Consider the following 22916-nt stretch of genomic DNA (forward strand, 5'->3'; position numbering starts at 1 on the left):
CGGCCACTCCTTCATGAGCACGTTGTGAGCACGCCGCCGTACGACTACCCGGACTATCCGGAGCCGGGGTATCCGCCGCCTGGTTATGGTCCTGTCGGCTATCCGCCCGCCGGCTATCCACCGCCGGGCTATGGCCCGCCCCCGAGCTACGCGCCTCCCCCGAATTACGGCCCGCCGCCGGGGTATGGCCCGCCCCCGAGCTACGCGCCACCGCCGGGTTATGCGCCACCGCCGGGGTACGGCCCGCCCGGTTATGGCCCGCCCCCTGGTTACGGGCCGCCACCGGCCTACGGGCCACCACAGTTCGTCCCGGGAGCGCCCAGGCCCGGGATCATCCCGCTGCGACCGTTGAGCCTCAGCGACATCTACAACGGCGCAGTCGGCTACATCCGCGCCAATCCCAAGGCCACGCTGGGATTGACGGCGATCATCGTGGTGATCGTGCAGCTCGTGGTGTTGATCGTGTCGGCGGGGCCGTTTGCGGCCGCGACCCGGCTGCGGACCAAACCGAGCGACGAGGTGACCACCGGTGACGTGGCCACCTGGGTGACGTCGGTGGGGGCCGGCGCCCTGGTCAGCTGGCTGGCCGGCATCTTGCTGGCTGGCATGCTCACCGTTGTCGTCGGCCGGGCGGTGTTCGGCTCGACGATCACGATCGGCGAGACCTGGACCAAGATCCGCGGGCGGCTGCCCGCACTGATCGGCCTGGCGGCGCTGGAAGGCGCGGGAGCGATATTGCTCGTCGCCGTGGTGGTGCTGATCATCGCCGCGATCGGTGCCGTGGGCAACGGCGCGGCGGTATTCCTCATCGGCTTCCCGCTGATACTGGCCGCGCTCGCCGCAGTGGCCTACGCCTACACCGTGCTGTCGTTCGCGCCGGTGCTGATCGTGCTGGAGCAGCTGAGCGTCTTCGACGCCATCGGCAGGTCGTTCACGTTGGTACGCAACAGCTTCTGGCGAGTGCTGGGCATTCGGCTGCTGACCGCCGTCGTGGTGTTTCTGGTGGCCGGTGCGGTCGCGGCGCCATTCAATTTCGTCGGCCAGCTACTGGCCGACCCAACCGGCGGGCCCGCGCTGATCAGCCTGACGGTCAGCGCCGTCGGATCGGCGATCGGGCGCGTCATCACCGCCCCGTTCAACGCGGGCGTCATCGTCCTGCTCTACACCGATCGGCGGATGCGCGCCGAGGCGTTCGACCTGATCTTGCAGACCGGCGCCGCGGGCGGCCCGGCAGCGGCGGCGTCCACGGATTATTTGTGGCTGACCCGGCCGGTGTGAGGACACGCTGAGCATGCCCGCCATCGACATCGACCGCGATGCCGCGCATCAGGCCGCGCAACGTGAGCTCGCCAAGCCGATCTATCCCAAGCCGTCTGCGACACAACGCTTTCACGAGTGGGTCAACGAACTGCTTTACCGCGTGGTCGAGAAAGGATCGACGATTCCGGGCGGCTGGTTCACCGTCGCCGTGCTGCTCACCTTGCTGGTGGTCGCGGTGGTGGTGGCGGTCCGCATCGCGCGGCGCACGATGCGGACCCGCCGCGGAGCCGACTACCCGCTGTTCGACGCCGGTCAGCTCAGCGCCGCGGCACATCGCGCCACCGCTGAACGCTTTGCCACCGAAGGCGATTGGGCAATGGCGATTCGGCACCGGTTGCGCGCGGTCGCCCGCGGACTTGAGGAGAGCGGGGCGCTCGGTCCGGCGCCCGGCCGCACCGCCAACGAACTGGCCCGCGACGCGGCCAGCCATATACCGCAGCTTTCTGCCGAGTTCACCCAGGCTGCAACGATTTTCAACGACGTCACCTACGGCGAGCGGCCAGGGACACCGGAGGGCTACCGGCTGATCGCCGACCTCGACGACCACCTCCTGCGATCGGCGGCCCGGTGACGACACAGTTGCGGACCTGGCGGTGGGTACTCTTGGCATTGGCCGCGATCTGCGCCGTCGCCGCCGTCACCACCTACCTGACCGCGCCGCGCCCGGGTGGCCGGATGGACCCGGCGTCCACCGGACCGGAAGGCGCACACGCACTGGTTGCGCTGCTGCGCGACCACGGTGTCGACGTCGTCGTCGCCAACAGCGTCGACGAGGCCGAAAATGCCGCGCGCCCGGACACATTGCTGCTGATCGCGCAGGCCCAGCACCTCACCGACGACACACTGTTGCACCGGCTCGCCCATACCCCCGGGGACCTGCTGCTGGTGGAGCCGACGTCGCGTGCCAGGGCCGCGTTGACCCCGGACATCCGCAGCGCCGGCGCCAGCGCACTGGAGAGCAAACCCGATTGCGCACTGCGCGAAGCGAATCGGACCGGATCAGTACAATTCGGTCCCACCAACACCTTTCGCGCCGCCGATGACCGCGTGATCACCAGCTGCTACGGCGGGGCGCTGGTCCGCTACCGCGACGGCGACCGCACGATCACCCTGGTCGGCAGTACCGACTTCATGACCAACCGTGGCCTGCCGCGGGCCGGCAATGCCGCGCTGGCGATGAACCTTGCCGGTGATCGCGGTCGCCTCGTCTGGTATGCGCCGCAACGCGTCGAAGGCCAAACGTCCGGATCGGCAACGCTATTCGACTTGATTCCGGACAACGTCAACTGGATGGTCTTGCAGCTGTGGTTGGCCGTCATACTTGTCGCGTTGTGGAAGGGCCGCCGGATCGGCCCACTGGTCGCCGAGGAACTGCCCGTCGTAGTGCGAGCCTCGGAAACCGTCGAGGGCCGCGGGCGCTTGTACCGGTCGCGGCGGGCCCGCGACGCCGCCGCGCACGCATTGCGCACCGCGACGCTGCAACGGCTGCTACCCAGGCTCGGACTGGCCGCCACCAGCCCGCCGCAGAACGTGGTGAACGCCGTCGCGGCGCGCAGCGGAACCGACCCGGAAACGGTGCGGCATAGGCTGTTCGGACCGTCACCGGCCAGCGACACCGATCTGGTAGCGCTGGCCCGGGCGCTCGACGACATCGAAAGGCAGGTCGCAGACCTATGACCGAACACGCGCGCGAGGCGCTGCTGGCGCTGCGCGCCGAGATCGCCAAAGCCGTCGTCGGCCAGGAAGCCGTCGTCAGCGGCCTGGTCATCGCGTTGTTGTGCCGCGGCCACGTGTTGCTCGAAGGCGTTCCGGGGGTGGCGAAAACACTGCTGGTGCGTGCCCTGGCGGCGGCGTTGCAGCTGGAGTTCAAGCGAGTCCAGTTCACCCCCGACCTGATGCCCGGCGACGTCACCGGCTCCCTGGTTTACGACGCCCGTACCGCCGCGTTCGTGTTCCGCGACGGCCCGGTGTTCACCAATCTGATGCTGGCCGACGAAATCAACCGCACGCCACCGAAAACCCAGGCCGCCCTGCTGGAAGCCATGGAAGAGCGCCAGGTCAGCGTCGACGGCGAACCCCGGCCGTTGCCGGACCCGTTCATCGTCGCCGCGACCCAGAACCCGATCGAATACGAGGGCACCTACCAGTTGCCGGAGGCACAGCTCGACCGGTTTCTGCTCAAGCTGACTGTGCCTCTGCCGCCGCGTGATTCGGAGATCGCCATCCTCGGCCGGCACGCACACGGCTTCGACCCCCGCGATCTTTCCGCGATCCGGCCCGTGGCCGGCCCGGCCGAGTTGACGGCAGGGCGCGACGCGGTGCAGGCGGTGCTGGCCGCTGACGAGGTCCTCGGCTACATCGTCGACATCGCCGCCGCGACGCGTCACTCACCGGCGCTGCAACTCGGTGTGTCACCCCGCGGCGCGACGGCGCTGCTGGCCACCGCTCGGTCATGGGCGTGGCTGTCCGGCCGCAACTACGTCACACCCGACGACGTGAAGGCGATGGCCCGCCCGACGTTGCGGCACCGGGTGATGCTGCGCCCGGAGGCGGAACTGGAAGGCGCCACCGCCGACGGCGTCCTCGACGGGATACTGGCTTCGGTCCCGGTGCCCCGCTAGTGGTTCTGACCGGACGCACCGGGCTGGTTGCGCTGATCTGCGTCGTGCCGATCACGCTGTCACCCTGGCCGGCAACATCTTTCGTCCTGCTGCTGGTCCTACTGGCGGTGGCGGTGGCCGTCGACGCGTTGTGGGCCGCGAGCCCACGCGCGCTGCGTTTCAGTCGCAGCGGCCCGTTGTCTGTGCGGCTCGGCGAACAGGTGAACGCCGGTCTGCTGATTCACAACGGTGGTCGCCGCCGGTTCCGCGGCCAGATTCGCGACGCGTGGCCGCCCAGCGCGTGCGCCGAACCGCGCGTGCACACCGTCGACATTGCCGCCGGGCAGCGCGTGGATACCCTGCTGCGGCCGGTGCGGCGCGGTGACCAGCGGTCAGCCTTGGTGACCGCGCGGTCGATCGGCCCGCTGGGCCTGGCCGGGCGTCAGCGCTCGCAGCCGGTAGCCGGGCAGGTGCGGGTGCTGCCGCCGTTTCTGTCGCGCAAGCACCTGCCGTCGCGGCTGGCCAAGCTGCGTGAGATCGAAGGGCTGTCACCGACGATGACCCGCGGTCAGGGCACCGAATTCGACTCGCTGCGTGAGTATGTCGTCGGCGACGACGTCCGGTCGATCGACTGGCGCGCCACCGCCCGGCGCGCCGACGTCGTCGTGCGGACCTGGCGGCCCGAGCGCGACCGTCGCGTCGTGATCGTGCTCGACACCGGCCGCACGGCCGCCGGGCGCGTCGGCGTCGACCCGACCGCCGGCGATCCGAGCGGGTGGCCGCGGCTGGACTGGTCGATGGACGCGGCGCTACTGCTGGCCGCGCTGGCATCCCGGGCCGGCGACCATGTCGACTTTCTGGCTCATGACCGGGTGACCCGGGCGGGCCTGTTCGGTGCGTCGCGGACCGAACTGCTGGCCAAGCTCGTCGATGTGATGGCGCCGCTGCAGCCCGCTCTTGTCGAATCCGACTCTGCGGCAATGGTTTCGGCGGTACTGAGGCGCGCCCGGCGTCGCGCACTGGTGGTTCTGCTGACCGATCTCAACGCCACCGCCCTCGAGGAGGGGTTGCTACCGGTATTGCCGCAGCTGTGTGCCAAGCACAAGGTGATCCTTGCCGCCGTCGCCGATCCGCGGGTCGATCAACTGGCCGTCGGGCGTGCCGACGCGGCCGCGGTGTATGACGCCGCGGCGGCCGAACGTTCCCGCAACGACCGCCGGGCGATCGCGTCGCGGCTGCGCCATGCCGGGGTGGAAGTGGTCGATGCGCCGCCCTCCGAATTGGCGCCGGCATTGGCCGACCAGTATTTGGCGATGAAAGCCACCGGGCGGTTGTAACCTCGACGCCGAGTGTGGGATTGAGGCACGCAATTCGCGAATCCGCGTGTCTCAAGTCCACATTCGACGCAGGATCAGGCGGTCGGCACCACATCAGGCGCGTCGGCGATGTCGCCGGTTTCCCCGGCCCGGGCCGCGCGGCGGCCGAAGTACACGATGTACGCCAGAAACAGTGTCTCGGCGGCGATTCCGATGCCAACCCGTAGGAAGGTGGGCAACGGTGACGGCGTCACCACCGCTTCGAGCACGCCCGAGACGAACAGCACCGCCACCAGCCCGACGGCTATCGTGACGATCGCGCGGCCCTGCTCGGCAAGAACCTGTCCGCGCGGGCGATCGCCGGGCGAGATCACAAACCACCCGAGCCGCATCCCCGCGGCGGCGGCCAAGAACACCGCCGTCAGCTCCAGCAGGCCGTGCGGGATCAGCAGCCCCAAGAGGATGTTTCCCTTGCCCGCGGCAAACATCAGCCCGGCGGCCACGCCGAGGTTGGCGGCGTTTTGGAACAGCAGAAACGGGATGGGTAAGCCCAACACCACCGCGAAGGCAATGCATTTGGCGGCCACCCAGGCGTTGTTCACCCAGACGTGGAGCCCGAAGGCCGCGGCCGGATGCTCGCTGTAGTAGGAGGCGAAGTCGTGGTTCACCAATTCGTCTATGTCGCTTGGTGTTCCGATGGTGGCTTGCACCTCCGCGCTGCCGGACACCCAGATCGCGATGACGGCCGTGGCGGCGAAGAACAACACCGCCGTCGCCAGCCACCAGCGCCAGGTTCGGTAGGCCACCACGGGAAACCCGACCGTCCAGAACCGGGCGAACTCGCCGGACAGCGGCGCGTGCGCGCCGGTGACCGCGGCGCGGGCCCGTGCCACCAAGGAGGAAAGCCGGCCGATCAGCACCGAATCCGACGACGCCGAACGCAACATCGACAGGTGCGTCGACACCCGCTGGTAGAGCTCGACGAGTTCGTCGACCTCGGTGCCCGTCAGTCGCCGTCGTTGCTTCACCAGCTGTTCGAGGCGGGCCCAGGTGTCGCGGTGCGCAAGCACGAACGCGTCGACGTCCACGGGGCTCAGGGTAACTTCTCAGGTATGTCCGAGGTGGTGACCGGGGACGCCGTGGTGCTCGATGTGCAGATCGCGCAGTTGCCCGTGCGTGCGGTTGGCGCGCTGATCGACATCGCGGTGATCTTCGTCGGCTACCTGCTGGGCCTGATGTTGTGGGCAGCCACGTTGACCCAGTTCGACGACGCCACCACGGCCGCCATCCTGATCATCTTCACGGTGCTGGTCCTGGTCGGGTACCCGCTCATCATGGAAACCGCCACCCGCGGCCGCTCGGTCGGCAAGATCGTGATGGGCCTGCGCGTGGTGTCCGACGACGGCGGCCCGGAACGGCTCCGCCAGGCGGTATTTCGGGCGCTGGCGTCGGTAGTGGAGATCTGGATGTTGTTCGGCAGCCCTGCGGTGGTGTGCAGTCTGCTCTCGCCGAAAGCCAAACGGATCGGCGACATTTTCGCCGGCACTGTCGTGATCAGCGAGCGCGGTCCGAAACTGAGCCCGCCGCCGCCGATGCCGCCGTCGCTGGCGTGGTGGGCGGCGTCGCTGCAGCTGTCCGGCCTGAGCGCCGGGCAGGCCGAACTGGCTCGCCAATTCCTTTCCCGCGCACCGCAACTCGAACCGGGGCTGCGCTACCAGATGGCCTGCCGAATTGCCGCGGACGTGCTGGCCCGGGTCGCTCCCCCGCCCCCGCCGGGAACTCCGCCGCACCTGGCGCTGGCCGCGGTGCTCGCCGAACGGCACCGTCGCGAACTCGCGCGGCTACGACTCACCCCGCCGCCTCCCCCGTCGTGGCCACCGCCCCCGTCGCCGTGGCCGCCCCCAGGAGGCGGCTTCGCACCGCCACGGTGAGCTACTGCGCGACCGTCACCGCAACGAGGACGATGTCGGCAATCAACAGCGCCAATGCAACCAACGGCACGATAATGCCCCACCGCCGTCGGGCGGTGAAGAACGACACGACGATGGTCAAGGCGGCCAGCACCGGAGCGCCGTAGAACAACACACCAAAGCTGATCCCGTCGGGTCCGAGGTTGGGGCAGGCCTTGTCACTGCAGCCGGCCGTGCTCATCACCGCGCCAAGCGTGAAGACCAGAACCACGGCCGCCGCGGGAATCGTCAACAGCGCCAGCACCCAGTTCACCCATAGCCGCAGCCGGCTCTCGCGACGGGCATCGGGCGGGGCTGTGGTCTCGGTGGTGTCGTTCATCTGACGAGTGCTACCCAGGCGCCCACGGCGGGAAACCTTCTTCAGGTTCGGTTCAAGTTCGCTGGCTACTGTCCTCCCATGATTCCGGGCCGGCTGGCGCGCGCACTGGATTTGCTGAACTTCTCGTTGGCCGATGTGCGCGACGGGTTGGGCCCGTATCTGTCGATCTATCTGTTGCTGACCCACCATTGGGATCAGGCCTCGATCGGGTTCGTGATGGCGTTCGGCGGGATCGCCGCGATCGTCGCGCAAACACCGGTGGGCGCGATCGTCGACCGCACTATGGCCAAGCGGGCGTTGGTGATCGCCGCCGCCATTGCCGTCACCGCCGGATCGTTGGCGATGCCGCTGTTTCCCGGCTTCTACTCGATCTCGATCCTGCAGGCGATCACCGGGATCGCCGGTTCGGTTTTCGCGCCCGCGCTCGCGGCGATCACCCTGGGCGTGGTCGGTCCGCGGTTTTTCGCACGGCGGATCGGGCGCAATGAGTCGTTCAACCACGCGGGCAACGCCTCGGCGGCGGCGGCGACCGGCGGGCTGGCCTACTTCTTCGGCCCGGTGGTGGTGTTTTGGGTGCTGGCGGCGATGGCGCTGCTCAGCGTCGTCGCCACACTGCGGATCCCGGGCGACGCAATCGACCACGACGTGGCCCGCGGCATGGACCACGCGCCCGGGCAGCCGCACCCCGAGCCGTCGCGCCTGGCGGTGCTGCTGCACAACCGGCGGCTGATGATTTTCGCCGCGGCCGTGGTGGCCTTCCATTTCGCCAATGCGGCCATGCTGCCGCTGGTCGGCCAGGTGCTGGCACTGCAGAACAAGGACCGCGGCACCGCGTTGATGGCGTCGTGCATCGTCGCGGCCCAGCTGGTGATGGTGCCGGTGGCCTACCTCGCCGGCGCCAAGGCGGACTCGTGGGGCCGCAAGCCGATCTTTTTGGTCGGCTTCGCGGTGTTGGCCGCCCGCGGATTTCTCTACACGCTGTCGGACAACCCGTACTGGCTGGTGGGTGTACAGCTGCTCGACGGGGTTGGTGCCGGCATCTTCGGGGCGCTGTTTCCCCTTGTGGTGCAAGATGTTACGCACGGTACCGGCCGGTTCAACATCAGCCTGGGCGCCATCACCACCGCGTGGGGCGTGGGTGCCTCACTGTCGAACTTCGCCGCCGGCTGGATCGTGGTGAGCGCCGGCTATCACGTGGCATTTCTGTCCTTGGGCGCGCTGGCCGCCGCGGGGTTCGCGCTGTATCTGATCGCCATGCCGGAAACCGGACCGTCGGCAAAAAATCTGCCAGCCGCCGTTGCATCGCGATAGTTTTCGATATATCGTCAATGCATCGGCAGCGCATCCGGCGCTGCCCTTCCAGAAACGAGACAGAACATGAACGCACCATTTCCCCCGTTCGGAGGGCCGTTCGTCGGCGGCCCGGCCGGTTTCGGCTTCGGCCCTCAGGACCGCCGCGCGCTGCACGAGCAGCGCAGGCAAACCCGCCGGCAGTTCCGCGAATTTGTCCGCGGCCACGACGCCGGGCACGACGGCCCGTTCGGGCCCGGATTCGGCCGGGGTTTCGGTCCCGGCTTTGGTCCCGGCGGGTTCGGGTTCGGGTTCGGCCCCGGTGGGCGCGGCGGTCGCCGCGGCGGTCCGGGCCGGCGTGGGCGCCGCGGCGACGTCCGCGCCGCCATCCTGGTCCTGCTGGCCGAGCGGCCGATGCACGGCTACGAAATGATCCAGGAGATCGCCGAACGCAGCCAGGACCTGTGGCGGCCCAGCCCCGGCTCGGTCTACCCGACCTTGCAGTTGTTGGTCGACGAGGGCCTGATCGTCGGCTCCGAAACCGAAGGCAGCAAAAGGCTTTTCCAGCTGACCGAGGAGGGCCGCGCCGCCGCCGAGAAGATCGAAACCCCGCCGTGGGACGAGATCGCCGACGGCGTCGACCCCTCGCACATCAACCTGCGTGCGGCGGTGGGCCAGCTGTTCGGCGCCGTGGCGCAATCCGCGCACGCGGCAACGCCTGAGCAGCAGCAACGCATCATCGAGATCGTCAACAATGCGCGCCGCGAGATCTACACGGTGCTCAGCGAAGACGAATAGCCGCCAGCTGGGCTGGGTCGACATGTCACGACACGTCGACCCAGCCCAGCGTCCGCTCGACAGCTTTCCGCCAGCCCGCGTAGGCCGCCTCACGTTCGTCGTCGCTCCACGACGGCGACCACCGCTTGTCCTCGCGCCAGTTGGCACGCAGATCGTCGGGGCCAGTCCAGAAGCCGACCGCCAGACCCGCCGCATACGCTGCGCCGAGCGCCGTCGTCTCGGCGACCACCGGCCGCACCACGTCAACGCCCAGCACGTCGGCCTGGATCTGCATGCAGAGATCGTTGGCAGTGATACCGCCGTCGACTTTCAAAACCTCAAGGCGCACACCGGAATCCGCAGCCATGGCGTCGACCACGTCGCGGCTCTGGTAGCAGATTGCCTCCAGGGTGGCGCGGGCCAGATGCGCGTTGGTGTTGTAGCGTGACAGCCCTACGATGGCGCCGCGGGCATCGGATCGCCAGTACGGGGCGAACAACCCGGAAAACGCCGGGACGAAGTACACCCCGCCGTTGTCGTCGACCTGACGGGCCAGCGCCTCGCTCTGCGCGGCGCCGCTGATGATGCCCAGCTGGTCGCGCAGCCACTGCACCGCCGAGCCGGTGACCGCGATCGAACCCTCAAGGGCGTAAACGGGTTTGGCGTCGCCGAACTGGTAGCAGACGGTGGTCAGCAGGCCGTTGGCCGACCGCACGATCTCCTCGCCGGTGTTGAGCAGCAGGAAATTGCCTGTGCCATAAGTATTTTTGGCTTCTCCGGGGTCCAGGCAGACCTGGCCCACCATCGCCGCATGCTGGTCGCCGAGGATTCCGGTGATCGGCACGTCATCCGCAGTGACACCGTATGGCTCCGGTGCCGACGACGGCGCAATGGACGGCAGCATCGCGCGGGGTATCCCGAACAACGACAGCAGCTCGTCGTCCCAGTCCAAGGTCTCCAGGTTCATCAGCATCGTGCGGCTGGCATTGGTGACATCGGTGACGTGTACGCCGCCGCGCGGACCGCCGGTCAGATTCCACAACAGCCAGGTGTCAGGCGTGCCGAAGACGGCGTCACCGTGTTCGGCGGCCTCGCGCACGCCGTCGACGTTCTCCAAAATCCACTGCAGCTTGCCGCCGGAGAAATACGTGGCCGGCGGCAGGCCCGCCTTGCGCCGGATCACGTCGCCCCGGCCGTCGCGGTCCAGCGCCGAGGCGATGCGGTCGGTGCGGGTGTCCTGCCAGACGATCGCGTTGTAGTACGGCCGGCCGGTACGCCGATTCCACACCAGCGTGGTCTCCCGCTGATTCGTAATGCCTAGCGCAGCAATGTCTTTCGGTGCGATGTTGGTTCTGTTCAGCACCGACGTCAGCACCGAGGAGGTACGCTCCCAGATCTCGACCGGGTCGTGCTCGACACAGCCGGAACGCGGCAGGATCTGCTCGTGCTCAAGCTGGTGGCGGCCCACCTCGGCGCCGTCGTGGTCGAAAATCATGCAGCGGGTGCTGGTGGTGCCCTGGTCGATCGAAGCGACGAATTCAGGCGACTCAGCCACGTCGTCCATGATGGCCTACATGGGCACTCGAACATTCGACATTGCGACCATGCCGCGCGGCGGCCCGAACGCCTCGTGTCTGGACCGGCGGCTGGAGACACGGCGTCCGGAATACCTGGACCGCGACGACGTCGACGACCGCAAGCGCGCCGTGGTGCGATCCCTGGACCGCTTCGGACGGCTGTTCGGCCATCACGAGATGTTCGCCCGCATCGCGCTGGACGAGATCGCCGACGTGCCCGATCCGAAGGTCCTCGAACTGGGCTCCGGCCATGGCGGGCTGGCCCGTGCGCTGCTCGAGCAGCATCCGACCGCGCAAGTCACGGTGACCGACGTCGAACCGGCGTCGGTGGCCGCGATTGCCGCAGGCGACCTGGGCAGCCACCCGCGGGCCACCGTACGCGAGATGGACGCCACCGCCATCGATGCGCCGGACGGCTACTACGACCTTGCGGTGTTCGTGATGTCGTTTCACCATCTGCCGCCGGCGCTGGCGTCCCGGGTGTTCGCCGAAGGCACCCGCGCGGCCGACAAGCTGCTGATCATCGACCTGCCGCGGCCACCGTCAGTCCTCCATATCGTGCAGCTGGCGTCGATGCTGCCATTGACCGTGCTGCTGCCGTTTGCGCACGACGGCTTCATCAGCTCGCTGCGCGCCTACAGCCCGTCGGCGCTGCGGGCGCTGGCCGCCCACGCCGATCCCGCGATCCACGTCGAGTTGCGTGGCGGCGGGCTGTTCAACCTTCCGGTGCGTCCACGTCCGCAGATCGTGGTGGCGTCGCGGCGTTAGCCGGCGAAGGGTCCATCAGCGCCCAGACGGCGTCCTTGTCGTCAAGGTCGACCTGAGGCTGTAGGTCGGCAGTCGCCCAGCGACCTTCCATCTCCGTGCGAGGGACGTTGCACATACCTTTGACGGTAGACCATCAGCGAACTGCGACAATGTGGTCGCTTCGTCTTCCTCGGCCTGGTGTGAATTCCGCCTCATGGCGATCTGGTTGCGCGCGCCGCACTGAACCGGTTGCATCGGCGTTGTGGGCGAAGAGGTCAAGCGGACCGAATACAACCACGCGCACCGGCAGGAATACCGCCGCAAGGTGCAGCTGTGTCTGGATGTATTCGAGACGATGCTGGCGCAGTCCAGTTTCGAGTTCGACCGCCCGCTGACCGGGATGGAAATCGAGTGCAACCTCGTCGACGGCGATTACCAGCCGGCGATGGCGAACCAAAATGTGCTGGCCGAGATCGCCGACCCCGCTTACCAAACCGAATTGGGCGCCTACAACATCGAATTCAACGTGCCGCCCCGCGCGTTGCCGGGCCGCACCGGCATCGAGCTGGAGGACGACGTTCGGGAGAGCTTGAACGTCGCCGAAACCAAGGCCAACGCCGACGGCGCTCACATCGTGATGATCGGGATCCTGCCGACACTGATGCCCGAGCATCTGGACGGCGGCTGGATGAGCGAGTCGACGCGATATCAGGCTCTCAACGACTCGATTTTCCGGGCCCGCGGCGAGGACATCCAGATCGACATCAGCGGCCCCGAGCCGCTCAGCCTGTATTCGCCCACGATCGCGCCCGAATCCGCTTGCACCAGTATGCAATTGCACCTGCAGGTGTCCCCTGCCGACTTCGCCAGCAACTGGAACGCAGCGCAGGTGCTGGCCGGGCCGCAGGTGGCGCTCGGCGCCAACTCGCCCTACTTCTTCGGTCATCAACTGTGGGCGGAAACCCGTATCGAATTGTTCACCCAGGCCACCGACACCCGGCCGGACGAGTTGAAGACCCAGGGGGTGCGGCCCCGGGTGTGGTTCGGCGAGCGCTGGATCACCTCGATCTTCGACCTGTTCGAAGAGAACGTCCGCTATTTCCCGTCGTTGCTGCCGCAGGTGTCCGACGAAGATCCGGTGGCCGAATTGGCCGCCGGGCACACGCCACAACTGTCGGAGTTACGTCTGCACAACGGCACGGTGTACCGCTGGAACCGCCCGGTGTACGACGTCGTCGACGGCCGGCCACATCTGCGGGTGGAGAACCGGGTACTGCCGGCCGGCCCAACCGTCGTCGACATGGTGGCCAACGCGGCGTTCTACTACGGCATGCTGCGCACCCTGTCCGAGGAAGACCGCCCGCTGTGGACCAAGATGAGTTTCGCTGTGGCAGAACACAATTTCCTCGAAGCCGCACAACACGGCATGAATGCCCACGTGTATTGGCCGGGCCTTGGCGAAGTGAGCGCCGACGAACTCGTGCTGCGCCAGCTGTTGCCGATGGCCGACGAGGGTCTGCGGAACTGGGGTGTCGCGGCGGAGGTGCGCGACCGGTTCCTCGCCGTCATCGAAGGCCGCGCGAAAACCGGTCGTAACGGCGCAGCCTGGCAGGTGTCGACGGTTCGGGCGTTGCAGGAGGGCGGGATGACCAGGCCGGCGGCGCTGGCCGAAATGCTGCGGCGCTACTGCGATCACATGCACACCAACGAGCCCGTGCACACCTGGGACTGAGCAAACGACGCCAAACAATTCGCCACGCGGGTTATAGTCGCCCCGTGATCAGCGGCGATCCGCTGACCGGGCGCGAGGACGAACTCGCCACTATTCGCCGCGTGCTCGGCGGCGCTGGCAATCACTGCGGCGTGGTGATTGTCGGGACCGCGGGCGTGGGCAAGACCCGGCTCGCGCGTGAGGTGCTGACCCGGGCGCAACGCTCCGGTGAACGCACGAACTGGATCGTCGGCACCGAATCCGCCCGCCGGCTTCCGCTCGGCGCCTTCACTGCGTCGCTCGGCGACGCGATGTCCGATCCGCTGTCGAGTGTGCGACGCCTGGTCGACTCCTTTATCACCCAACAGCGTCAGGGACGGGTGCTGCTCGGCGTCGACGACGCGCACCTTCTCGACGGCCTGTCTGCGCACGTGGTGCACCAGCTTGCCCAGTCGAACGGCGTGCGTCTGGTCGTCACCCTGCGTGCAGGCGGAGGCGAGCCGGATGCCGTCACGGCGCTGTGGAAGGACGGTGGGCTGGTCCGCATGGACCTCCAACCGTTGTCGGCGGCGGCCACCCGCCACATCATCGAGACCACCCTCGGCGGCCCGGTGGACGCGCGCAGCGCCCAACGCTTCTGGAAGCTGACCGGCGGCAACGCCCTGTTCCTGCGGCAGATGCTGAGCGATCAAATCGCGGCCGGCCGGATACGCGAGGTGGCCGGAGTGTGGATATGGGACGAAGACGTTGCCGTCTCGCCCAGCATCGGCGACATGGTGGGCCGGCAGTTGAGTCGCCTGACCCCGGGCCTGGCGCTGGTGGTCGACACCCTGTCGCAGTGCGAACCACTCGCGGTCGACGTCCTGACCGACCTGGTGCGGCGCCGCGATCTGGAGGTCGCCGAGCGGATGCACTTGGTCACCGTCGAGCGCACCGGCAAGACGCTGATGGCCCGGCTGGCCCACCCGCTTTTCGGTGAACTGCGCCGCGCCACCGCGGGTGAACTCCACCTGTCGCGCATCCGCGGCCGGCTGGCACAACGGCTGGCCAAAGACGCCGATCCCGATATGCACGCCACCGTCCGGCGGGCATTGCTCACCCTGGAATCCGACGCTGCCCCGGATTCCGACCTGTTCCTTGCGTCGGCGCGGCACGCCATGACGCTGCTCGACCTGGACCTGGCCGACCGATTCGCTACTGCCGCAGCCGAAGCCGGGGCGCCCGAGGCCGCCGGTCTGCGCGCGATGAACCTGGTGCTCGCCGGCCGCGGCGCGGAAGCCGAAGACGTGCTACGGGAGATGGACGGGCATCGCTGGGCGACCGTGCGGGCGGCCAACCTGATCTGGATGCTCGGCCGGCCCCGGGATGCCGCGACTATCCTCGAACGGCTTGCCGCCACGCGCGAGTCGGCGGCGGAGGCAGCGGAGCGTGCCGCCGTCGAAGCCTGCCTGGACGCAGTGCTGGCCCGCTGTGAAGTCGCCGTCGAAAAGGCAAGGGCTGCACTGGCTTCCGTAGAAGCATCCGATTTCCATGCGATGATGGCGTCGGTCGCGCTGATCATGGCGATGGGTGCAGTGGGCGACGTGCACGACATCACCGACGTCGCCGATGCGGCTCTCCAACGCGCCGTGACGTCGTTCCAGGCCTCGCACATGCGGTTCTGGTTCGGCAGCGTCTACGCCCGGGCCTGCCGGTTGACCGGCCGCATCGACGAATGCGTACGATCTGCGCAGCAAATCGCCGACTCCGCCAAGGACATTCCCGGGCTGGCCTATGCCAACCTCGCATTCCTGATGGGACATGCCGAGCTGGCGCGAGGCGCCGTTACCAATGCGGTGAGGCTACTGCACGAAGCGTTGGCCGGCGTTCAAAAGCATGGTGTGACAACGGGCCTGCGGCCAGCTTGCTGTTTCGCGCTCGCCGAGGCGCACGCCAAACTCGGTCAGCCGGCCGAAGCGAGCGACGCGTTGCGGGAAGCGCGGGAGTGCGTCCCGGTTGACTACCTGTTCATGCAGACCGCGCTGTCGGTGGCGACCGGGTGGGCGCTGGCCGCAGGCGGTTCGCTGAGCGACGGGATTGCGACCGTGCGGGCTGCTGCCATCGAGGCCCGCGAGCGTGCGCAGCCAACTCACGAGCTCGCCTGCCTGCAGGCCGCGGCTCAGTGGGGCGACGCCTCCGACAACGAGCGCGCCCGTGAGCTCGCCGGCGCATTGTCGCTGCCGTTGGCGGATGCCGTTGCGCAACACGCGGAATCGTTGCGCACCGGTGACGGCGAGGGCCTGTTGGCGGCGTCGGCGGCCTACCGCGCAATCGGCGATCGCGCCACCGCGGCCGACGTCGCCGCCCAAGCGGCCGCCTGCTTCAACCGGGCGCAGCACCGCAAGCGCGCGCTGTATGCGTCGGCGCTGGCAAGGGAATTGGCCGACGCGTGCGGCGGGCTGTGCACGCCCGCTGTGCGTACTCCGGTGGGAGTTCCGCTGACGGGTCGCGAACGCGAGGTCATCGAATTGGTGGCTGCCGGCTTGTCGAATCGGGAGATCGCCGATCGGCTGGTGATGTCGGTGCGCACCGTCGAGGGGCATGTGTATCGCGCGTGCCAGCGGGTGGGGGCCAAGTCGCGGGAAGACCTCGCCGCGATCCTGCAGTCCGGCCCGACGCGCTAATTCGAGTACTGCACTACGCAATACACCTCGCCTGCCGCAAGCAACGCTGTAGTCATGGTGCACGTACTACCGCGATCCGTGGCGAAGCGGGCCGCACACCTGCCCCGACCGCGCTATCCGCGGCGCGAATCCGCCTGTTTCGAGGCGGCCCGAATGTACCGCGAGATGGGTCGGCTCTGACAGGTAGCTTGGATCCATGGCAAACGAAGTCATGGATTGGGACAGCGTCTATCGAGGGGAAGGCGTTTTCGAGGGGCCGCCGCCGTGGAATATCGGTGAGCCGCAGCCGGAGTTGGCCGCGCTGATTCGTGACGGCAAGGTCGGCGGCGACGTGCTCGACGCCGGATGCGGTTACGCGGAGCTGTCGCTGGCGTTGGCCGGCGCGGGTTACACCGTGGTGGGTGTCGACCTCACGCCGACGGCGATTGCGGCCGCCACCAAGGCCGCCGAGGAACGCGGGCTGAGCAATGTCAGTTTCGTGCAGGCCGATATCACCTCGTTTTCCGGCTACGACGGGCGCTTCAACACGGTGATTGATTCCACCCTGTTTCACTCGCTGCCGGTGGAGGGCCGCGATGGCTACCTGCGCTCGGTGCATCGAGCTGCGGCGCCAGGCGCCAACTTTTACGTGCTGGTGTTCGCCAAGGGCGCCTTCCCGCCCGAGGCCGAGCAGGGGCCGAACACCGTCGACGAGGACGAGCTGCGCGCGGCAGTGAGCAAGTACTGGGAGATCGACGAGATCCGGCCGGCGTTCATCCACGCGAACATCCCGCCCGCTCCCGCGGATGCGCCGTTTCAGATGCCGGAGTTTCCCAAGGACGAGAAGAGCCGCTCCAAGCTGCCGGCGTACCTGCTGACCGCGCACAAGGCTGGTTGAGTACGGCAGTCCACAGTGAGACGCTGAGCGCACAACAACGACGGCGAGCAACGCTAGGCTCTCCACTATGGAGCCGCGGAGCCTTGAAGCACGCGTCACCGCTCTGGAAACTCAGGTGCACGACCTGGCCGGGCGAGTACGAGCAAGTGAGCAAGATGCAGCTGCCGCTCGCGTCCTCGCCGGCGCCGCAGACCGCGACGTAACCGCATTCCACGACGAGCTCCGCGATTTTCGGCAGGCGACTGTGGCGAGCTTCAATGCCCTCCGCGCCGACTTTGTCGACCTTCGTACCCATGTCGATCAAGGCTTCACCGAGATGCGCGGCAAATTCGATGCAGCGGCGGCCGGTCAGCAGCAAATAGTTGAGCTCATCCAGACGTTGATTACCCCGCCCGAATAGCCGCGGTCGCTTCAGCCAACGCTTCGGCGAACATCGCCAGCTCGTCGCTCGTGGCGTCGACATGCGGCGAGACCCGCAGCACCGGCGCGGTCATTTCCAGCGGCGCGCGCTCCACGGCTGCGGCGGTGGTGACGATCTGCCGTTCACGAATCAGCCAGACCCGCACCGTCTCTGGCTCTGCGCCGTCGAGTGGGGCCAGCGTGGTGATCGCAGTCGGCTCATCCACCGCTTCCACCACCCGCCACCCGGGCACCTCGGCCAGCGCGTTGCGGGTCATCGCGCCCACCTCTGCCAGCCGTGCCCGTACCTGAGCGGGCCCCAAAGCCAGGTGCTCCCCCAATGCCACCGAAAACCCCACTCGCGCAGCGACATTGGCTTCGCCCAGCGTGAGCCGACGGGCCACCGACAACGACGACACCCAATCCGCCGGCGGCAGCCGTGGCCGCAGCCTCTGCATCAACTCGGCTCGCACAGCGAGAGCCCCGACCCCGCGCGGGCCGGCCAGCCATTTGCGCGACGACGTGTATGTCACGTCGGCGCCCACCGCGCAGTCGATCTGGCCGAGTGCCTGAGCGGCGTCGACCACCAACGGCAGCCCCAATTCAGCACACAGGCTTGCCATTTCGGCCAATGGCTGCACGACGCCGCGATGGCTGGCCACCGCGGTGAGATGGACCAGGTCGGGCGGGTCGGCAGCCAGGCCCACGGCCGCCTCGTCAACCGCGACCCTGCCATCGCCGTCGACAGGCAGTGGGCGACGGGCGAATCCGTGCGCAGCCATCACCGCGAGGTTGGGTCCGTACTCGCCCGGCAGGCAGGTCAGCGTGCGACCGCCGTGCCAGCTGCCCAGCAGTAAATCCAGCGCGTGCAGCGAACCGGTGGTGAACACCACCTCTGCATCGGGCATGCCGGCCAGCGCCGCGACGGCGGCACGCCCGGCGTCCAAGGCCGGTTCGGCGGCCTCGGCCGCGACGTATCCACCGACCTCCGCCTCGTGGCGGGCGTGCTGGGCGGCGGCGTCGAGCGCGGCGAAACTCTGCCGCGAGCAGGCTGCGTTGTCCAGGTGCAGGCCGGCCACCGGTGGGCGGGCCTCCCGCCAGGCGTCCGCCAAGCTCACTTGACTGCGAGCGACAGACCGAAATCGCCCGCGCGGTCGGTCCACCACCGGGTCCGGCGCAGCCCCGCCTGCGCCAGTTCGGCGGCCACTGCGTCGGGCCGGAATTTGCACGACACTTCGGTGAGCATCTCTTCCCCGGCGGCGAATTCGACGGCCAGGTCGAGGGCGCCGATCCGCACCCGTTGCGGGCGCTCGGCCCGCAGCCACATTTCCATTCGCTCTTCCTCGGCGTTCCAGCGCGCGACGTGCGCATAGGCGTCGGCGTCGAAATCGGCGTCGAGTTCCCGGTTGATCACTGTGAGCACATTGCGGTTGAAGCGGGCGGTCACGCCGGCGGCGTCGTCGTAGGCGCGCACCAGGCGGTCGGTGTCCTTGACCAGGTCGGTGCCCAACAGCAGACTGTCACCCGGCTGTAACACCGCGGCCAGCGACGCCAGGAACTCTGCACGCGCGCCGGTGGTGAGGTTGCCGATCGTCGACCCTAAAAACACGAAGAGCCGCCGCCCGCCGCCGGGAATCTCGGCCAGGTGCTCCTCGAAATCGCCACACACAGCGGCGATTTCGACGCCAGGGTATTCCCGCTGGATGCCGGCCGCGGCCGACGACAGCATGTTGGCGTCGACGTCGAACGGGACGAACCGGCGCAGCGAGCCACCGTTGCGCAGCGCGTCCAGCAGCATCCGGGTCTTCTCCGACGTCCCGCTGCCCAGCTCCACCAGGGTATCCGCGCCGGTGGCCGATGCGACCTCGGCCGAGTGGGCGCGCAGGATCTCCGCCTCGGCGCGCGTCGGGTAGTACTCGGGTAACCGGGTGATCTGGTCGAACAGGTCGCTGCCCACCGAATCGTAGAACCACTTGGGCGGCAAGGACTTCGGAGCGCGGCGCAGGCCGTCGAGCACGTCGCGCCGCAGCGCGTGATACGCGGAGTCCGCGGCCAGATGGTTGGACAACGACAGCGTCATCAACGTCCCTTCAGTGCGGTCAGGGTGATTCCGTCGGGGGTGACCTCGACCAGATGGCAGTCGGGCACGTCCTCCCAGCCGGGATCGTCGTCATAGGGTTCGCTGGCCAGCACCACGCCGTCGTCACGCCGCAACAGTGACAGCGTGTCACCCCACGTGGTGGCGAGAAGTCGAGAACCGTTGCCGGCCAAGATGTTCAGCCGGGCATGCGGATCGGCCGACCCTACCTCCGCGACCACCTCGCCCAGCGCCTCGAGTCCGCGCTCGAAGATCAGGTCAGCGAGAATTGCGCTGTCGCATACCGATTCGGCTCGCGAAGCCGGAGGTAGCTTCGATCGGTCGACGATGCCGTTGTGGGACAACAGCCAGCGGCCATCGGTGAACGGCGCGGTGGCGCTGACCTCGATCGGCATGCCGACGGTCGCGGAGCGCACCGCCGCCACCACGCAATGGCTGTGCAGCGCGGGCGCAATGGATTCGAACGACACGTCTCCCCACAGCGGTGCGGCGCTGCGCCACCGCCGCGGCGTGGTCCCGTCGAAAAACCCCACGCCCCAGCCGTCGGCGTTGAGTAGCGCATGCTTTTGCCGCCGCGGTGCGTACGACTGCGTCCGCAGACCGTGCGGCGGATCAAGCACCAGCGACGACACGGAGACGTCCCGTCCCAGCCAGCCCAGATGTCTGCACATCAGACGTCCCACGCCAGGCGGACGCCGGAGAAGATCTGTCGGCGAATCGGGTGGTCCCAGTTGCGGAAGCTGGGCCGCAGGATGCCCGGCTCCACCGCCCACGACCCGCCGCGCAGCACCCGGTAGTCGCCGCCGAAGAACGGCTGCGAGTAGCGCTGGTAGATCATCGGCGTGAATCCCGGCCACGGCCGCAGCGGCGAGGTGGTCCACTCCCAGACGTCGCCGAGCATCTGCTCGACGCCGTACGCCGACGCCCCGGCCGGGTACGCGCCCACCGGGGCCGGACGCAGCGCGGCGCCGCCGAGGTTGGCGTGAGCGGCCGACGGATCGTCCGATCCCCACGGGTAGCGGCGCCGGGCGTCCGCCGCCGGATCCCACGCGCAGGCCTTCTCCCACTCGATCTCGGTGGGCAGCCGGGCGCCGGCCCATGCGGCATAGGCCTCGGCCTCGAAGAAGGTGACGTGCTGGACCGGTTCGTCGGCGGGGATGTCCTCGACGTGTCCGAAGCGCGTGCGGGTGCCGTCGGGGTTCCAGAATTGCGGCGCGGTCAGGCCGGCGCGCTGCCGGTGCTCCCACCCGCGCTCCGACCACCACCGATTGTCGGTGTAGCCGCCGTCGTCGACGAACTGTCGCCATTCGCCGTTGGTGACTGGCACCCGGCCGATCCGGAAGGCCGGGACGTCGACGACGTGGGCGGGGCGTTCGTTGTCCAGCGAGTACGGTTCGCTCGCGGCGTCGACGCCCAGCACGAACGGTCCGCCGGGCACCAGCACCGACGTCCCGGCCACGCCGGGCCGGCCCGGCGGCAGCTCGGCCCCGGAACCCAGCAACGGCGGGCCGCAGCGCAGGTTCAGCGCCTGCAGCATGGTTTCGTCGTGCTGATTTTCGTGGCTGACGACCATCGCGAAGACGAAGTCCGCGTCCGGTTCGTCGGGCAGCGCGTCGAGGGCATCGAGTGCGGCCGATCGCACTGTGCGGCAATACTTTCGGGCCTCGGCCGGTGAGAGCAGCGGCAGGTCGACGCGGCTGGCTCGGGAGTGCACGAAGGCGTCGTAGAGGCCGTCGACGGCCGGCGGCAACAGCCCGGGCCGGTCCGGGTCGCCGCCGCGCAGCAGCCACAACTCCTCCTGCTGGCCGATGTGGGCGAGGTCCCACACCAGTGGGCTCATCAGCGGGTGGTACTGGCGGCGCAACTCGGCGTCGTCGAAGTCGACCAGCCGCAGCGTGCGCTCCCGCGCGCGAGTCAGGTTGCGCGCCAAGGCTTCTCGCGAAGTCACGGCTCTCCCTGCGCCAGCTGGGTGACCGTCGGTGCGATGCCGTCGCCGATCACGCGGTCGGAAAAGTCGTCGGCGGGACAGCGGCCCTGCTCGACCGCCCGAACCAGGCGGCCCATCGCCTCGCCGAGCTGCGAGGGCGCGCGGTCCGCGGCGACAGCCACGCAGCGGTTGGCCGCGGCGTGCAGCCGCCGGTCGGCCAGCCCCACCCGGGCCGCGGTGTCCCAGGCACCGGCGACGGGTTCGACGGCCTCGGCCGCGATGTCGGCGGCATCCGGGTCGTCGAGCAACGCCACCAGCATGAACACCACGGCGGGCCACACCGCGTCGGGAATGCTGTCCAGGTAACGGATTTCGAGCCACTGGCGCGGCCGCACCGGCGGAAACAGCGTGGTGAGGTGGTAATCCAGGTCGGCGGTGGTCGGGCGGCGCCCGCCGAGTAGCGCCCGCCCGTCGGCCCAGTCCGCGAACGGCACGTATTGCGTCACCGGCACGGCTTGCGGGGCGTGCACCAGCATCACCGGGGCCTTCAGCGCGTAGCGCGCCCAGTCGGTGCCGGGGTCGTCGCCGCTGGCGGTCAGAATGGGGCCGCAGCGCGCCGAATCCAGCTGACTCCACACCCGCTGCCGGGTGGAGAGCCAACCCGAGAACTCCCCACCGAGCAGCGGGGAATTGGCGGCGATCGCCACCATCGTCGGCCCCAGTGCGTGCGCCAACCGCACGCGCTGCCCCCATCCCGCTTGCGGCCCGGCGTCCAGGTTGACCTGAATAGACGCCGTCGACGTCATCATCGCCGCGCCCGCCACACCGGTGTCGGTGGCGGCGAAGAATTGCTCCATGGCGGCATAGCGCGCGCCCGGGTTGATCCGCTTGGCCGGCCGCAGCGGGTCCGTTCCCAGCTGCACCAAACCCAGACCCGCAGCGGCGAATGCCTTGCACAGCACCGTCTGGTCGCTGGTCATCGCCTCGATGGCCGGCACCACGCCGTCGACGGGCGGGCCCGAAAGTTCCACGGCGCCACCGGGTTCCACGGTGACGGCACTGCCGCCCGGCATCGGCGGAAGCGACTGGAGCACGTCGCTGATCTCGTCCCAGCCAGGTCTGCGGTGTGGCTCGACCGGGTCGTAGCAGTGCGCCTCGACCTCCAGGCCGACGCGGCCCAGCGGCGCATCGGACAGGCAGGTGTCGGTGATGTATTGCGCGGCGGCCGCGGAACCGGCCAGTTCGCCGTCGGCGAGGCGTGTGTGATCCAGCTGCGACGCGACGGCGAAAGCCATATTCGTCAATCCCTCCGGGCCCGGGTGGGC

General features: G+C 68.7%; 21 protein-coding genes. 13 read left to right on the forward strand and 8 right to left on the reverse strand.

Translation table 11 applies throughout. The annotated features are described in order from the left end of the window. Nucleotides 1-24: 24 nt before the first annotated feature. The 5 genes from MFM001_RS22450 to MFM001_RS22470 are packed head-to-tail and all read left to right on the forward strand — an operon-like array spanning nt 25 to nt 5257. Complete coding sequence (locus MFM001_RS22450) at nt 25-1278, forward strand: hypothetical protein (RefSeq protein ID WP_116377468.1); 1254 nt, start codon at nt 25-27, stop codon at nt 1276-1278. Between the two features lie 13 nt (nt 1279-1291). Further along, nucleotides 1292-1891 (forward strand): DUF4129 domain-containing protein, encoded by a 600-nt coding sequence (locus MFM001_RS22455; RefSeq protein ID WP_116377469.1) that lies wholly within the window; start codon nt 1292-1294, stop codon nt 1889-1891. Beyond that, nucleotides 1888-2997 (forward strand): DUF4350 domain-containing protein, encoded by a 1110-nt coding sequence (locus MFM001_RS22460; protein ID WP_238159342.1) that lies wholly within the window; start codon nt 1888-1890, stop codon nt 2995-2997. The genes MFM001_RS22455 and MFM001_RS22460 overlap by 4 nt, the downstream gene beginning before the upstream one ends. Continuing rightward, nucleotides 2994-3941, forward strand: a complete 948-nt coding sequence (locus tag MFM001_RS22465) for a MoxR family ATPase (RefSeq protein ID WP_116377471.1) — start codon at nt 2994-2996, stop codon at nt 3939-3941. Before MFM001_RS22460 ends, MFM001_RS22465 begins: the two co-directional genes overlap by 4 nt. Further along, nucleotides 3941-5257, forward strand: a complete 1317-nt coding sequence (locus MFM001_RS22470) for a DUF58 domain-containing protein (RefSeq protein ID WP_116377472.1) — start codon at nt 3941-3943, stop codon at nt 5255-5257. Before MFM001_RS22465 ends, MFM001_RS22470 begins: the two co-directional genes overlap by 1 nt. A gap of 74 nt (nt 5258-5331) precedes the next feature. Here the strand turns inward: MFM001_RS22470 and MFM001_RS22475 are convergent, their stop codons facing one another. Further along, nucleotides 5332-6324, reverse strand: coding sequence for a stage II sporulation protein M (locus MFM001_RS22475; RefSeq protein ID WP_116377473.1), 993 nt, complete (start codon nt 6322-6324; stop codon nt 5332-5334). Nucleotides 6325-6348: 24 nt separating this feature from the next. Here MFM001_RS22475 and MFM001_RS22480 point away from each other — a divergent pair, with 24 nt between their 5' ends. Further along, nucleotides 6349-7167: an RDD family protein gene (locus MFM001_RS22480; RefSeq protein ID WP_116377474.1), complete on the forward strand. Its 819-nt coding sequence runs from the start codon at nt 6349-6351 to the stop codon at nt 7165-7167. A 1-nt stretch (nt 7168) separates the two neighbouring features. On the opposite strand, the gene MFM001_RS22485 is transcribed toward MFM001_RS22480, so the two are convergent. Beyond that, entirely contained in the window at nt 7169-7525 is a 357-nt protein-coding gene (locus MFM001_RS22485; RefSeq protein WP_116377475.1) for a hypothetical protein, read from the reverse strand. A gap of 78 nt (nt 7526-7603) precedes the next feature. Between MFM001_RS22485 and MFM001_RS22490 the strand changes: the two genes are divergently transcribed. Both MFM001_RS22490 and MFM001_RS22495 read left to right on the forward strand, forming a co-directional pair. Next, nucleotides 7604-8836, forward strand: a complete 1233-nt coding sequence (locus MFM001_RS22490; RefSeq protein WP_116377476.1) for an MFS transporter — start codon at nt 7604-7606, stop codon at nt 8834-8836. A 66-nt stretch (nt 8837-8902) separates the two neighbouring features. Continuing rightward, nucleotides 8903-9613 carry a PadR family transcriptional regulator gene (locus tag MFM001_RS22495; protein ID WP_116377477.1) on the forward strand — a complete coding sequence of 237 codons (711 nt, stop codon included), beginning with the start codon at nt 8903-8905 and terminating at the stop codon, nt 9611-9613. A gap of 25 nt (nt 9614-9638) precedes the next feature. Here the strand turns inward: MFM001_RS22495 and glpK are convergent, their stop codons facing one another. After that, complete coding sequence (gene glpK, locus MFM001_RS22500; protein WP_116377478.1) at nt 9639-11156, reverse strand: glycerol kinase GlpK; 1518 nt, start codon at nt 11154-11156, stop codon at nt 9639-9641. A gap of 1 nt (nt 11157) precedes the next feature. Between glpK and MFM001_RS22505 the strand changes: the two genes are divergently transcribed. The 5 genes from MFM001_RS22505 (at nt 11158) to MFM001_RS22525 (ending at nt 17567) form a co-directional block, all read left to right on the forward strand. Continuing rightward, nucleotides 11158-11937: a class I SAM-dependent methyltransferase gene (locus MFM001_RS22505; RefSeq protein ID WP_116377502.1), complete on the forward strand. Its 780-nt coding sequence runs from the start codon at nt 11158-11160 to the stop codon at nt 11935-11937. Nucleotides 11938-12178: 241 nt separating this feature from the next. Next, nucleotides 12179-13648, forward strand: coding sequence for a glutamate--cysteine ligase (locus tag MFM001_RS22510; protein WP_116377479.1), 1470 nt, complete (start codon nt 12179-12181; stop codon nt 13646-13648). A 44-nt stretch (nt 13649-13692) separates the two neighbouring features. Next, nucleotides 13693-16290, forward strand: coding sequence for a LuxR family transcriptional regulator (locus MFM001_RS22515; RefSeq protein WP_116377480.1), 2598 nt, complete (start codon nt 13693-13695; stop codon nt 16288-16290). 196 nt (nt 16291-16486) lie between these two features. Continuing rightward, a complete protein-coding gene (locus tag MFM001_RS22520; RefSeq protein WP_116377481.1) occupies nt 16487-17167 on the forward strand; it encodes a class I SAM-dependent methyltransferase in 681 nt (226 codons plus the stop codon). Between the two features lie 67 nt (nt 17168-17234). Continuing rightward, nucleotides 17235-17567 carry a hypothetical protein gene (locus tag MFM001_RS22525; RefSeq protein ID WP_116377482.1) on the forward strand — a complete coding sequence of 111 codons (333 nt, stop codon included), beginning with the start codon at nt 17235-17237 and terminating at the stop codon, nt 17565-17567. Here the strand turns inward: MFM001_RS22525 and egtE are convergent. Genes egtE through egtA form a run of 5 tightly spaced genes read right to left on the reverse strand, consistent with a single transcriptional unit; the run spans nt 17551 to nt 22886 of the window. Then, nucleotides 17551-18684 carry an ergothioneine biosynthesis PLP-dependent enzyme EgtE gene (egtE, locus tag MFM001_RS22530; RefSeq protein WP_116377483.1) on the reverse strand — a complete coding sequence of 378 codons (1134 nt, stop codon included), beginning with the start codon at nt 18682-18684 and terminating at the stop codon, nt 17551-17553. The genes MFM001_RS22525 and egtE overlap by 17 nt on opposite strands. Further along, nucleotides 18681-19646, reverse strand: a complete 966-nt coding sequence (egtD, locus tag MFM001_RS22535) for an L-histidine N(alpha)-methyltransferase (RefSeq protein ID WP_116377484.1) — start codon at nt 19644-19646, stop codon at nt 18681-18683. The genes egtE and egtD overlap by 4 nt, the downstream gene beginning before the upstream one ends. Beyond that, nucleotides 19646-20335, reverse strand: coding sequence for an ergothioneine biosynthesis protein EgtC (gene egtC / locus MFM001_RS22540; protein WP_116377503.1), 690 nt, complete (start codon nt 20333-20335; stop codon nt 19646-19648). Before egtC ends, egtD begins: the two co-directional genes overlap by 1 nt. After that, nucleotides 20335-21612, reverse strand: a complete 1278-nt coding sequence (gene egtB, locus MFM001_RS22545; RefSeq protein WP_116377485.1) for an ergothioneine biosynthesis protein EgtB — start codon at nt 21610-21612, stop codon at nt 20335-20337. The genes egtC and egtB overlap by 1 nt, the downstream gene beginning before the upstream one ends. Next, complete coding sequence (gene egtA / locus MFM001_RS22550; RefSeq protein WP_116377486.1) at nt 21609-22886, reverse strand: ergothioneine biosynthesis glutamate--cysteine ligase EgtA; 1278 nt, start codon at nt 22884-22886, stop codon at nt 21609-21611. Before egtA ends, egtB begins: the two co-directional genes overlap by 4 nt. Nucleotides 22887-22916: the final 30 nt, after the last annotated feature.

The organism is Mycobacterium sp. MFM001, assembly GCF_003402475.1.
In the GTDB taxonomy this organism is placed as follows: Bacteria; Actinomycetota; Actinomycetes; order Mycobacteriales; family Mycobacteriaceae; genus Mycobacterium.

What these genes read in the sequence shown, in the direction of transcription:
- MFM001_RS22455 (WP_116377469.1), top strand. Translation starts at nt 1,292, where the DNA reads ATGCCCGCCATCGACATCGACCGCGATGCCGCGCATCAGGCCGCGCAA.
- MFM001_RS22465 (WP_116377471.1), top strand. Translation starts at nt 2,994, where the DNA reads ATGACCGAACACGCGCGCGAGGCGCTGCTGGCGCTGCGCGCCGAGATC.
- MFM001_RS22480 (WP_116377474.1), top strand. Translation starts at nt 6,349, where the DNA reads ATGTCCGAGGTGGTGACCGGGGACGCCGTGGTGCTCGATGTGCAGATC.
- MFM001_RS22485 (WP_116377475.1), bottom strand. Translation starts at nt 7,525, where the DNA reads ATGAACGACACCACCGAGACCACAGCCCCGCCCGATGCCCGTCGCGAG.
- MFM001_RS22490 (WP_116377476.1), top strand. Translation starts at nt 7,604, where the DNA reads ATGATTCCGGGCCGGCTGGCGCGCGCACTGGATTTGCTGAACTTCTCG.
- MFM001_RS22495 (WP_116377477.1), top strand. Translation starts at nt 8,903, where the DNA reads ATGAACGCACCATTTCCCCCGTTCGGAGGGCCGTTCGTCGGCGGCCCG.
- glpK (WP_116377478.1), bottom strand. Translation starts at nt 11,156, where the DNA reads ATGGACGACGTGGCTGAGTCGCCTGAATTCGTCGCTTCGATCGACCAG.
- MFM001_RS22505 (WP_116377502.1), top strand. Translation starts at nt 11,158, where the DNA reads ATGGCCTACATGGGCACTCGAACATTCGACATTGCGACCATGCCGCGC.
- MFM001_RS22520 (WP_116377481.1), top strand. Translation starts at nt 16,487, where the DNA reads ATGGCAAACGAAGTCATGGATTGGGACAGCGTCTATCGAGGGGAAGGC.
- MFM001_RS22525 (WP_116377482.1), top strand. Translation starts at nt 17,235, where the DNA reads ATGGAGCCGCGGAGCCTTGAAGCACGCGTCACCGCTCTGGAAACTCAG.
- egtD (WP_116377484.1), bottom strand. Translation starts at nt 19,646, where the DNA reads ATGACGCTGTCGTTGTCCAACCATCTGGCCGCGGACTCCGCGTATCAC.
- egtC (WP_116377503.1), bottom strand. Translation starts at nt 20,335, where the DNA reads ATGTGCAGACATCTGGGCTGGCTGGGACGGGACGTCTCCGTGTCGTCG.
- egtA (WP_116377486.1), bottom strand. Translation starts at nt 22,886, where the DNA reads ATGGCTTTCGCCGTCGCGTCGCAGCTGGATCACACACGCCTCGCCGAC.